Annotated in this window: 10 protein-coding genes; 5 read left to right on the forward strand and 5 right to left on the reverse strand. The window is 39.1% G+C overall.

Features of this window, described 5'->3' with window-relative positions; translation table 11 throughout:
- The first annotated feature begins 99 nt into the window (after positions 1-99).
- A complete protein-coding gene (bshA, locus tag AC07VK_RS14600) occupies positions 100-1242 on the forward strand; it encodes an N-acetyl-alpha-D-glucosaminyl L-malate synthase BshA (protein WP_492961341.1) in 1143 nt (380 codons plus the stop codon).
- 266 nt (positions 1243-1508) lie between these two features.
- On the forward strand, positions 1509-1955 hold the full coding sequence (locus AC07VK_RS14605; protein WP_029279950.1) for a KTSC domain-containing protein: 447 nt from the start codon (positions 1509-1511) through the stop codon (positions 1953-1955).
- A 345-nt stretch (positions 1956-2300) separates the two neighbouring features.
- Here AC07VK_RS14605 and AC07VK_RS14610 read toward each other — a convergent pair whose 3' ends face one another.
- From AC07VK_RS14610 to AC07VK_RS14630, 5 genes are all read right to left on the reverse strand, one after another.
- Positions 2301-2579 (reverse strand): GIY-YIG nuclease family protein, encoded by a 279-nt coding sequence (locus AC07VK_RS14610; RefSeq protein WP_492961466.1) that lies wholly within the window; start codon positions 2577-2579, stop codon positions 2301-2303.
- Between the two features lie 229 nt (positions 2580-2808).
- Positions 2809-3528, reverse strand: coding sequence for a phytanoyl-CoA dioxygenase family protein (locus AC07VK_RS14615; RefSeq protein WP_492961343.1), 720 nt, complete (start codon positions 3526-3528; stop codon positions 2809-2811).
- 4 nt (positions 3529-3532) lie between these two features.
- Complete coding sequence (locus AC07VK_RS14620) at positions 3533-4027, reverse strand: SRPBCC family protein (protein ID WP_492961345.1); 495 nt, start codon at positions 4025-4027, stop codon at positions 3533-3535.
- 18 nt (positions 4028-4045) lie between these two features.
- Positions 4046-5155, reverse strand: coding sequence for a lactonase family protein (locus tag AC07VK_RS14625; protein ID WP_492961347.1), 1110 nt, complete (start codon positions 5153-5155; stop codon positions 4046-4048).
- A 444-nt stretch (positions 5156-5599) separates the two neighbouring features.
- Positions 5600-7132, reverse strand: coding sequence for a pseudouridine synthase (locus tag AC07VK_RS14630; protein WP_492961349.1), 1533 nt, complete (start codon positions 7130-7132; stop codon positions 5600-5602).
- Positions 7133-7395: 263 nt separating this feature from the next.
- On the opposite strand from AC07VK_RS14630, the gene AC07VK_RS14635 reads away from it, so the two are divergent.
- From AC07VK_RS14635 to uvrA, 3 genes are all read left to right on the forward strand, one after another.
- Positions 7396-8178: a lytic transglycosylase domain-containing protein gene (locus AC07VK_RS14635; RefSeq protein ID WP_492952796.1), complete on the forward strand. Its 783-nt coding sequence runs from the start codon at positions 7396-7398 to the stop codon at positions 8176-8178.
- A 266-nt stretch (positions 8179-8444) separates the two neighbouring features.
- The gene (locus AC07VK_RS14640) at positions 8445-9491 is read left to right on the forward strand and encodes a 2Fe-2S iron-sulfur cluster-binding protein (protein ID WP_492961351.1); all 1047 of its coding nucleotides are present in this window, start codon (positions 8445-8447) and stop codon (positions 9489-9491) included.
- A gap of 390 nt (positions 9492-9881) precedes the next feature.
- Positions 9882-12779 (forward strand): excinuclease ABC subunit UvrA, encoded by a 2898-nt coding sequence (gene uvrA, locus AC07VK_RS14645; protein WP_492961353.1) that lies wholly within the window; start codon positions 9882-9884, stop codon positions 12777-12779.
- The last annotated feature ends 156 nt before the right edge of the window (positions 12780-12935 follow it).

Below are 12935 nucleotides of genomic sequence, written 5' to 3' on the forward strand. Positions count from 1 at the left end.
GCAATTGTTCTCGAAAAGCTATCTGTTTTTATTGCAATAAGCCGACACGCATTATAGATTAAAATCGGGTACATTTGCGATAACAACAATACATGTACAATGAAGATAGGAATTGTTTGCTACCCCACTTTTGGCGGTAGTGGAGTAGTTGCAACAGAACTTGGTAAAGCACTTGCTAACGAGGGACATCAGGTTCACTTTATAACTTATAGTCAGCCTGCCAGGCTCGATTTCTTTTCTGCCAACCTGTTTTATCACGAGGTTTCCGTAAGAGATTACCCGCTTTTTGATTACGCTCCTTACGAATCGGCTCTGGCCAGCAAACTGGTAGATGTGGTCCGTTTTGAACAATTGGATGTATTACACGTTCATTATGCCATTCCACATGCTTCTGCTGCTTTTATGGCGAAGCAGATTTTGGCAAGTTATGGCATTCATATTCCAGTGGTAACTACTTTGCACGGTACCGATATTACTTTGGTGGGTAAAGACCCAACTTATAAACCTGTGGTTACCTTTTCTATTAATCAAAGCGATGGTGTAACTACAGTGTCGGAAGATTTAAAAGAAGATACCTATAACCACTTCGAGATTACAAAGGAAATTAAGGTAATTCCGAATTTTATAGATTTTTCGCGTTTCAGTTTGCAGGCAAAAGGCCACTTCAAAAAAGCAATTGCACCAAATAACGAACGGATTTTAATCCACACCAGTAATTTCAGGAAAGTGAAACGTACAGCTGATGTGATTAGGATTTTCGAGAAAGTACAGGCGGTTATTCCATCAAAACTATTAATGGTAGGCGACGGACCCGAGCGTGCTTATGATGAGCAGCTTTGCAGATCGTTGAATATTTGTGAAAATGTAAGGTTTTTAGGTAAGCAAGATGCGGTAGAAGAAATCTTATCGGTTTCAGATCTTTTCTTAATGCCGTCAGAATCGGAGAGCTTCGGTTTGGCTGCTTTAGAGGCCATGGCTTGTAAAGTGCCGGCTATTACAACAAATGCGGGTGGTTTGCCCGAGCTTAATATTGACGGATTTTGTGGCTACATGAGCAATGTTGGAGATGTAGATGCGATGGCAGCCCATGCCATTGAAATATTGAAAGATGATGAAACCCTAAATCGTTTCAAAGAAAATGCTTTTGCAAGGGCACAAGATTTTGATCTGAAAAAAATCCTTCCTGTTTATGTTAACTATTATAAGGAAGTAATCGAAAACTCATTACAGGCTAAATATTAACAAATTAAGGCTTACGTTACATTAACCACAGATAAAAAGAATGCACACAGATGAAATCCGTGTTTATCTGTGTGCATCAGTGGTTAAAAAACTTAAGTAAGGTACAGGAGAATTCATCAGTTGGTGATTCATATCAGCAATATTTAATAAAAGTAAACTTTCTCAAAATCAAATGATTATAAATCGTATCTTTGCGGCTTGAAACGGTTTTGCAGATAAAGATTCCTGAAATCATTTCGACAAAATTAAAAAAGAGGTTATTCCAAATGAAGAAAATAGTTGATTACAGAAAGCTTTTGAGCGTAGATAAAAATGCTGAGTTAAAAGAGCTTAAATCTGTGTACCGCACATTGATGAAAGATTGTCACCCTGATAAATTTCAGCAGGAAGAAGAGAAATTAGATGCAGAAGCTAGAAGTAAAGAAATTATCGAAGCTTATCATTTCCTGGTAAGTATTGCGCCGGAAACACGCGAACAGAATATCGAAACGTACACGCAAACGACAACATTATCGAATATTCAGGATTTCGAATACAAACAACAGGTTTTAAATATCCAGTTTTTTGATGGAAGTGCTTACGAATATTTCGATGTGCCAAAAGCAATTTACGTGAAATTGGTTAACGCCGATTCTCCGGGCCGTTTTGCCCGCAGACATATCTTTAATGAATTCCCCTATCGCAATGTAGCCAGAGTTGCAGAACCGGCATAATAAGCGACAGTATAATATTTGAATGGCCTCAATGAAAATCGGGGCCATTTTTTTGTTTTTTCGGGTCGTCATACTGAACTTGTTTCAGTATCTGTCATGCTATAAAGATCCTGAGCTGAACTCAGGATGACGATCTCTGGTACTTTAATCCGTGCATTCCTCACTCGGGTCGTCATACTGAACTTGTTTCAGTATCTATCATGCTATAAAGATCCTAAGCTGAACTCATGACGACGATCTCTGGTGCTTTAATCCGTGCATTCCTCACTCTGGCCGTCATGCTGAACTTGTTTCAGTATCCATCATGCATAAAGATCCTGAGATAAACTCAGGATGACGACCGCGTTAGCTGAGGCTTTCAAACAAATCATCCCAATTTGGGTTATTTTGATTAATCAGATTAATCTTCCATGCCCTCCGCCAGTTTTTCAACTGCTTTTCTTTAGCAATCGCTTCCTCGATCGAGTCGAACTGCTCATAATAAACTAGTTTATTACAATTGTATTTAGCTGTAAATGAGTCAAGGTATTTCTTCTCCTTATGTTCAACTATTCTAAAATATAATCTGATGTTACACCAATGTATAAAACTGTATGGGTATGATTCGTTAATATGTAAACGCAGCCACCTCGTTCCATAACTTCTTTTGTTCTATTTCATTTAGTTTTCTTGCCATAAAGATGCTGAAATAAATTCAGCAGGACGCTCGAGTAAAGTAAAGGAGCTTAATTTATTTAGGTGTTCCGTCATACTGAACTTGTTTCAGTATCTGTCATGCTATAAAATCCTGAGTTAAACTCAGGATGACGATCGCCGGGTGAGTTCCATTGTATTGAACTTGTTTCAGTATCTATCACACTAAACTCAAATATTCAGACCACTTCAACTCCTTTGGCAATATTTTGTTGCTAAACTCTAGATGAATTACCCTTCTTTTTTTATTGTTGCTTGTTCTGCCCGAACTATGGAGCAGCAGTGGTTTCATAATCATCACACCACCTCTTTCTACATTGCAACTCATTTCTTTTTCTATGTTCCAGTTTATGGTTTTGGGGCGGTAAATGCCTTTACTATGCGAATTGGCAATTACGTTTAATGCACCGTTCTCCTCGTTGGTATCGTCGAGATGAATGCGAATGGTGAAGTTGCTTTCGAGGATATCAAGTGGAGGCTGTACGGCAAACTGCTTGTGTTTGTTGGTATACGGGCCAAATCCGGCTATTTCCACTTTCTGGTTAACTGAAATTGTTAAATCCTGGTGATAGGAAACAAACCAATTTGACGTTTCGGGTTTGTCGAAATAGATCGATTTGACAAGAAAATAATCTTCGCCAAAAAGCTCTTTTACGATGTGTTTGAGTTTGTGATTGAAAATAAGACCGATTGTTTCTGGAACTTCTTTTAAAAATTGACGTATCGCAAAAAGATCGTCCGATTTTCTAAAGGTTTCTTTTGTCGAATCTGTCCTGTTAATCGCTGCGAGGATATCTTCAACTTCCTGTTCTGTAAATACATGATCTACCACCGAAAATCCTAATTCCTGAATTTCTCTTACCTTAACTACTAAATCCATCACCTCAATTATTCAACATGGGTTTAAAGCGGTTATCCTTATTTCTTAAGTCCATGCCACCTTCGTAAACAGATTTTAGATTAACCAAATAGAAACTCCAGCCATTATGACAACCTAAACGAATGTTTCTTTTTGAATTATCGTCTAAAGGAATATTCTTTTGCGTCAACTCCACAATTACGTATTCAAACTCTTCTTTGAGTTTAATATCAACCAAACATTCACCTGCAAAAGTAAACTGAAGTTTATCTTTGCCATTGGCTTCAGTTATGTTTCCTTTTTCAATATCATCATAGAGATACCAGATCCATTTGTATTTATCGCCTTTCAATACGTTTTGGGTTTTGTTGAGCAATACTTTGTTCTCGTCAGAGAATTCCGCCTCACTTAAAAACCACTTTTCAATTTCGCTGGCTTTTGTCCAGGCATTGTAAATGTCCTGAAGTTTTGCTTTAACAGCAATCTTGATGGTGAATTTGGTCCAATCGAAGTTTTCCATTGGCTTAATTTTAGGTGATTAATTGAAAACCAAACAAACTGGCGCGCCAACATCAATGCGTTTACCGCTATCGGTTAATTTGCCAGTGGTTTTATTTCGGTTAAAAATAACGATGTTGTTGGTGTATTGATGGCCGATCAATAGAAATTTTCCAGTCGGATCGATGGTGAAGTTTCTTGGTCCTTTACCCAGCGTGCTTACCGTTTCGATGAATTTCAATTTTCCGGTAGGCAGAATTGAAAAGGCAGAAATGCTATTGGCATCTCCACGGTTGGTTTCATAAAGAAATTTTCCATCAGCCGAAACATGAATATCTGCACCATCTACTTTTCCGCTAAAATCTTTCGACGTAGTACCAATTTCCTGGATTTTGGTTAAACTTCCATTCGAATAAGCGAAAACCGTTATGCTGCCGTTAAATTCGTGCGCTAAATAGGCGAATTTTCCATTTGGACTAAAAGTGATGTGCCTCGGGCCAGTGCCTGCAGTGGTTTTAATTACCGACTTAACGGTTAATATTTTTTCTTTTGAGGTAGGGTTATAGTTGTAAATATAAGTTTGATCTTCACCCAGATCGTTAACAATTAAATATTTGTGATCTGGCGTAAATTTAACCATATGAACATGTGCGCTTTCTTGTCTGCCTTTAGGATCGATGCTTTTTCCAGTATGTTTGATCGTTTGTAAAGCTTCGGTTAAGGCGCCATCAGCCTTGCGTGCGAATACCGCTAAACTGCCCCCGCTATAATTGGCTACAATTACATTTTTGGCATCAACGGTAATAAAACAAGGATCAGCACCGTGACTGTCAACTTTGTTTAAAAAAGTTAAATCGCCTGTTTTGGCATCATATTTAAATGCACTTACCGTACTTGTTGCTCCGGTTTCATTAACGGCATAAATAAATTTGTTATCAGGTGAAATAGCAACATAACTAGGATTCGCAGTGTTTTTTGTAATGCTTTTTATGCTTGTTGCAGCGGTCGCAGCATCAAAGTTATAGGTGTAAATTCCTTCACTTTTTCCTGGTACAGTATAAGTACCTACAATCAGGTTATAGTTGGTTTTTTGAGCGAAGCTAAGGGTCGAAAATATAGAAAGTATAAGCAATGAACTGAGTTTTTTCATGAAAATATGGTGTTGATTTTAGCAAATATGGGGAATTAAAATGTAATTAGCCATGGAGGCACGGAAGAGCACGGAAATTAATTTCCATTTGATAAATCGTCTTCGTCGTTCTTAATTTACTTTGGAATCGTAAAATGTAATTTGCAATTGAGATGCAATAATGTTGGGCTATCCTCAAATTGGACTATATTACCATTAACGGATTCCAAAGAACGGTCGTCTTTCCCGCGCAGGCGGGAATCTTAATGCAACCTATAAACCCTGTCAAGGCATTACGATTATCTTCGATGAGTACTTCGTGGTTCCCAATCAAGTTGGGAATGACGATACCTCGTCACTCTGTCATATCCACTCCTATTGTTTTTCTGAAAAAATTGATTGCTCAGGATAACATCTTTTTTAGTAAAGCAACAAAAAAGGCAACCATTGGCTGCCTTTTACATATTATTTTATCAGATGTTTAATCTGGATCAATTCATGATCTTCAAGATAGCGCCATCTGCCACGGGGTAAATCTTTCTTAGTCAGATTACCATATACTACACGGTCTAACTTTTCTACATTGTAACCCAGGTGTTCGAAAATACGACGAACAATTCTGTTTTTACCGCTATGGATCTGGATGCCGATTTCTTTTTTGGTTCCACCTGCAACATAAGAAATATTATCCGGTTTAATCAATCCGTCTTCCAGCTCTAAACCAAAAGCAATTTTGTTTAAATCGCCCTGTGATAAAGCTTTGTCCAACTCAATATTGTAAATTTTAGTGATACCGTTTTTAGGATGCGATAATTTATCTGCTAAATCACCATCGTTAGTCATCAGCAATAAACCTGTTGTATTACGGTCTAAACGGCCAACTGGGTAAATACGCTCGCGGCTCGCTTTGTCAACCAATTGCATTACCGTACGGCGTTCTTGCGGATCGTCGGTAGTGGTGATGTAATCTTTTGGTTTGTTTAATAAAACGTAAACTTTTTTCTCGCGTTTCAATAGCTCGCCATTATAACGCACTAAATCTTTCGCTGGATCAACTTTATGGCCTAGTTCGGTAATGGCTTCTCCGTTTACGGTAATAATGCCGGCAGCAATTAGCTCATCAGCTTTACGGCGGGAGCAGATACCTGCATTTGAAATATATCTGTTAAGGCGAATTAAGCCTTTATCTTCATTTGTTTTGCGGCCTTGGGTAATTACAGTCCGCTCCGGGCGGTTAAATTCTGTATCTCTTGGCTGTGCATCCTCGCGTTTTCTAAACGGACGGGTATCGCCTTCCCTTGGCTCTCTAGGTTTTACATCTCTTGAACTTCCAGCACTTGGCTTGAAATCATCAGATTTGCCTCTTGATTTGTAATCTTTGTAGCCACCTTCTCTCGGTTTGAAATCTCTTGTTCCGCCATCTTTCGATTTGAAATCACGGTCGCCCGTTCTTGGCTTGTAATCTCTTGATCCGCCTTCTTTTGATTTAAAGTCGCGGTCGCCAGTTCTCGGTTTAAAATCTCTCGAATCTCCATCCTTAGATTTGAAATCGCGTTCTCCTGTTCTTGGCTTATAATCTCTTGCACCACCTTCTCTTGGTTTAAAATCTCTATCTCCTGTTCTTGGTTTGTAATCTCTTGATCCACCTTCTCTTGATTTAAAGCTGCGGTCTTCTGATTTTGAGTTGTTATCTTTTGATTTAAACTCGCGCTCTCCAAATTTGAAGCCTTTCGATTCTCCATCTTTCGATTTAAAATCACGGTCTCCAGTTCTTGGCCTGAAGTCTTTTTTGTCTCCGAAAGATTTTGATTTGAAATCTTTACCGTCTGAGCTTCTGGGTTTGAAGCCGTCTTTAGAATCGGATGATTTTTTGAATTTGCTGTCTTTGTCGTCTGATCTTCTTCTGTCAGACCCGGCCGAACTACTTCTGCCTTCTGTTTTCCGACCGCCTGGTTTGGACTTGTCATCCCGACTGTTCCTGTTGTTTTTATTTATCATGATACGCTTTTAGCCACATTAAAAATGCGGGTTGCAAATTTATGAAAAATTGATGAACATAACAATTTTAAGAGTGGAAAAATTAGATAAAAAAATAGCCTCTAAAATAGGAAAATTTGTCTGAAAATCAAAATTTAAAATCCACGTTTAAAGTGCTTTAAGGGCCGATTTTTGGGGTTAATCTTGTAACTATTTGATAATGTGCTTATTATTTTTTACCTTTGCCAACGTTTTTATATAAGTTCACCAAAAAAAGGAGGAAAATGTTAAAGAAACACATCGTACCATTTGCGGTAGTGGCAACACTATTTATCTTGGCAAAAGTGTTCGCTTACCAAATGCCCTTAGCACAAAAAAGTCTTTTAAAAGAAGAAAAATTAAACACTACAATACCTAAAACTGATAGCCTGGAAGTTGAAAATGCGGAAAAGCCGCTATCTTTAATGGCACAGTTAAATTTTGCAGAAGAAACCCTGCCATTAGGCGATAAAAAGGTAGAACGCAAAATGAAAAAAATCCTTGCAGCACACACTTACGGAAATACCCAAACCAATAAATTGCATGCAAAAGCAGCAAAATGGTTTCCGGTAATTGAGCCTATTCTTGCTGCCTACGGAATTCCCAACGATTTTAAGTATTTGGCCCTGGTCGAATCTGGAATGGCAGAAGGAGTTTCTCCAAAAGGTGCAGCCGGAATCTGGCAGTTTATGCCTGGCACAGCCCGTACCTATGGATTAAGAGTAAACGGAAATGTTGATGAACGCTATAACCTGCGTAAATCAACCATCGCTGCCTGCAAATACATTAAAGAAATGTATAAAGGTTTAGAAAGCTGGACATTGGTAGCTGCGGCTTACAATGTTGGCGACGGACGCCTGCGCAAGCAGATCAATAATCAAAATCAAGATAATTACTACAAAATGAAGCTGAACCGCGAAACCGGAGGCTATGTTTATAAAGTGATTTCTATGAAACAGATTATGGAGCACCCGAAACGTTACGGTTACGAAAAACCGAGAGTATTATTGGCCTACAACGCCGAATAATATAATAATTAAGATAAAGACAAGCATTTGGTAAGGCGTCCCGGTTGTAAATCGGGACGCTTTTTTTTGAGGGTGATTGCACAGATTGTTGGATTACACAGATTTGTTTTTTTACTAAACGCTAATCACTACACGTTTTTTTAGGAGTTATTCATTGATACGAGAATTTTCTAGGCATCATGCTAACTAATGAACCAATGGCCAATGAACGACAACTAATGACCAATGAACGATTGAACTAATAAATCAATTTCTTTTCTTTGTATATGTTCAAACTGCGCATTAATAAAATCATCAATCAACCAGGCGATAATATTACTTTTCAATTTGAGGAAGTAGATCAAGCATACCCAAAGTATTTAGCCGGTCAGTTTATTTCGTTGATTTTTCAGGGTAAACATAAGGAGATAAGAAGGTCCTATTCTTTTAATAGCTCGCCAGATGTGGATGAGCCTTTGGCGATTACAGTAAAAAGGGTAGAGAATGGAGAGATTTCGAGATTTTTACACCATAAAACTTCTGTGAACGATATTCTTTTGGCGCAAGAGCCTCAGGGGATGTTCAGTTACTTGCCAGAAGAAAACCTGGAAAGAGATCTTTTTCTGTTCGCTGCAGGAGTAGGAATCACGCCATTATTCTCAATTTTGAAAACGGCCTTAGTGCGCGAGAAAAAATCGTTGGTTACGCTGGTATATAGTAACCGATCAATGGAAGATGCCTTGTTTTATGATGAGCTGAACGAATGGCAACAGAAATATCCGGATAGATTAAAGATTGTTTGGGTTTTTAGCAATAGCAAAAACCTAATGACGGCCCGCTTAAACAAATTCTATATTGAAAAACTCCTCAAAGAGCATTTGCATTTTGATCGGAATGATGCGCTTTTTTACAGCTGTGGCCCGATAATTTATATGGATTTATGCCGGATTACCTTGTTGGGCATGGGTTTCGATATCAAACAGATTAAAAGAGAAACCTTTGTGTTGCCAGAAGATGAGGTGGATGAGGATGATGGTTCGGCAGAGAAAGTCGTTGATAAAAATACTTACTCGGTAATTTTAAATTTTAGAGGGGAAACTTATAACCTTGAAGTGCCCTGGCCACAAAGGATTTTGGATGTAGCGCTGGAAAATAAAATCAAGCTTCCTTATAGTTGTCGCGGGGGCGTATGTAGTACCTGTGTAGCCAACTGTACCAAAGGTGGCGTAAGAATGGATTATAATGAAGTGCTTACGGATGATGAATTAGAAAGAGGCAGGGTTTTGGTATGTACCGGGCACCCGACTGAGAATGGTACGACACTAGAGTGGTAGGTTAGTTCATTAGCCATTGGTTCATTAGTTAGCATGGTGCTCGCAGTTGCGTCGTCATCTCGGGCGGAGAGCAGCGGAGTCGGGAGATCTTTTAAAGATGTTTATTATGTTGCATTGGGTAAGGGGATTAGAAACTTTAAAAGTTCTCTAAAAATACAAAACAGTTACTTCATACTCCGCGTTTATCTGATATGACGAATTTTTTTTAACCTTTTAATCTGTCTCTTCTGTTTACCTCTGATTTTCTTAGAAATAGAAGTCGACATTATGACAATTAATCCTTAATCAAGATTGGTTTTGACTTTCATTTTGATAAAATTTTTAGCATTTTTGCGGATTGAAATTTTGTCTTTTTAAAGACTCAATTTTGCCTCCAACTTTAAATAAAATATGAGCAATAAATCTATCGACCTCGGCGAGCAAAAAGATGTAGAAGTATATGGTGCGAGGGTACATAATTTAAAGAATATAGATGTAAGTTTTCCGCGCAATCAGCTTGTTGTTATAACAGGGTTAAGTGGTAGCGGTAAATCATCATTGGCTTTTGATACCATTTACGCGGAAGGACAGCGCCGGTATATGGAAACATTTAGCGCTTACAGCCGCCAGTTTATGGGCGGGATGGAACGCCCTGATGTGGATAAGGTTTCGGGACTGAGCCCAGTGATTGCCATTGAGCAAAAAACCACCAGCAAAAACCCGCGCTCTACCGTGGGTACCATTACTGAGATTTACGATTTCATGCGTTTGCTTTATGCACGTGTTGCTGATGCCTATTCGTACAATACTGGCGAGAAGATGGAGCGCATGAGCGAAGACCAGATCCTGCAGAATATCTTCAATAAATTTGATGGTGTTGCAGTAAATATTCTTGCGCCTGTTGTTAAAGGTAGAAAGGGGCATTACCGCGAACTTTTCGAGCAGATCCGTAAACAGGGGTATGTAAAAGTGCGTGTGGATGGAGAAATAAAGGATATTTCTGCTAAAATGCAGGTAGATCGTTATAAAATTCACGATATCGAAGTGGTGATTGATCGCTTGATTATTGATATAAAGGATAAAAAACGCCTGCTAGATTCGCTACAGATTGCGATGAAAATGGGTAAGGGCGTAATCAAAATCAGCGATAAGGACAATAATGTTGCGCATTTTAGTAAGTTTTTAATGTGCCCAACCACTGGTATTTCTTACGATGAACCTCAACCAAATAGTTTTTCGTTCAACTCGCCATATGGTGCATGCGAACGTTGCGATGGTTTAGGTTATATCTTCGTGGTGGATAAAGAATCGGTAATTCCGAACCCAAAACTGAGTATTTTAAACGGTGGTTTAGCGCCATTGGGCGAATATAGAGACATTTGGATGTTCCAGGTATTAAAAGCCCTGGCCAAAAAATATAGTTTCTCACTTTCAACCCCGATCGAAAAGTTAAGCGATGAAGTCGTAAACATCATTTTAAACGGAACGCACGATCTGATCAAGGTTGAGGTAGAATACAATAAATGGAACGTTCAGAATTATAATATTACCTTCGATGGTATTATTAAAATGCTCGAAGAGCAGAATGAAAAGAGAAGCGAATCTGCATCAGATGATATGGATGAATTCAGGAAACTGAAAACCTGTCCGGAGTGTCATGGTGCCCGTTTGAAAAAAGAAAGTCTACACTTCAAAGTTGATGGCAAAAACATTTTCGAGCTGTCATCAATGGATATTTTCAACCTGAACATTTGGTTCGAAAAAGTAGATGAGCGTCTTAGCGACCGTCAGAATATTATTGCAAAAGAAATCTTAAAAGAGATTAAAGCCAGGATCGGTTTCTTAACAGATGTTGGTTTAACCTATTTAACGCTAGATAGGACTGCCCGTACACTTTCAGGTGGCGAGGCGCAACGGATCCGGTTGGCTACACAGATCGGTTCGCAATTGATGAACGTAATGTACATCCTCGATGAGCCAAGTATCGGTTTGCATCAGCGCGATAATGAACGTTTGATCAATGCGCTTAAGAATCTCCGTGATCTTGGAAATACCGTTTTGGTGGTAGAACACGATAAGGATATGATTCTGGAGGCCGATTGGGTAATTGATGTTGGCCCTGGAGCAGGTATTCACGGCGGAACGGTAGTTGCAGAAGGAACAGCTGCACAGATTCTGAAATCGAATACTTTAACTGCCGATTACCTCAATGGCAAAAAGAAAATTGAAACGCCAAAAAACCGCAGAAAAGGCAATGGACATAAATTGTCTATCGTAAAAGCCACCGGCCATAATTTAAAAGAAGTTTCGGTAGATTTTCCTTTGGGTAAATTTATTGCCGTAACCGGCGTTTCGGGCAGTGGTAAATCGAGTTTGATTACCGAGACCTTATATCCGATTTTAAACCATCATTTCTTTAGGGCAAAAAAACAACCTTTGCCTTACGAGAAAATTAACGGATTGAAAGAAATTGATAAGGTGATTGAAATCGATCAGGCACCTATCGGCAGAACACCCCGTTCTAACCCATCTACCTATACCGGAGTTTTCTCCGATATCAGAAACTTGTTTGTACAGCTGCCTGAGGCAAAAATCCGTGGTTACAAACCTGGCCGTTTCTCTTTTAACGTAAAAGGTGGCCGTTGTGAAACTTGCCAAGGTGCTGGTTTAAAGGTGATTGAAATGAATTTCTTGCCTGATGTACAGGTGCCTTGCGAAGAATGTGGGGGAAAAAGATACAACAGAGAAACCTTAGAAGTTCGTTTCCGCGGGAAATCGATTAGTGATGTGCTGGATATGAGTATTGAAGATGCCTGTAATTTCTTCGAAAATATCCCGATCATTTATAGAAAAATTAAAACTTTAAAAGATGTTGGTTTAGGTTATATCACTTTGGGGCAATCGTCGGTTACTTTGTCGGGTGGAGAGGCACAGCGGGTTAAACTGGCTACCGAGCTTTCTAAAAAAGATACCGGAAAAACCTTCTACATTTTAGATGAACCTACAACAGGGCTCCACTTCGAAGATATTAATGTCCTTTTAGGTGTATTGCAAGAGCTGGTTGATAAAGGAAATACGATTTTGGTAATTGAACACAATTTAGATGTGGTTAAGGTGGCCGATTGGGTGATCGATTTAGGTGAAGAGGGCGGTGCTGGTGGCGGAAGAATTTTATTCGAAGGTACACCAGAAGGTTTGATCCAGAATCCGATCAGTTTAACAGGGAAGTTCTTGAAAAAGGAAATGGCTTTGGAGTCCGAGCTCGGCAGCCCGAAGTCCGAAGTCAAGGTGTCTAAGAAGAAGAAATAGTCTAAGGTTGGAGGTTCACGCATCGTTCGTCGCCCCGAACTTGTTTCAGAGGCTATTGCAATTGAATGGGTTTGTCATCCTGAGCCTGTCGAAGGACCTGCTTAAATTAGCGTTAAGTGTTTCGACAAGCTCAACATGACAAATTCGAGTTGAAAT

The organism is Pedobacter sp. GW821-FHT01D05, from assembly GCF_059422505.1.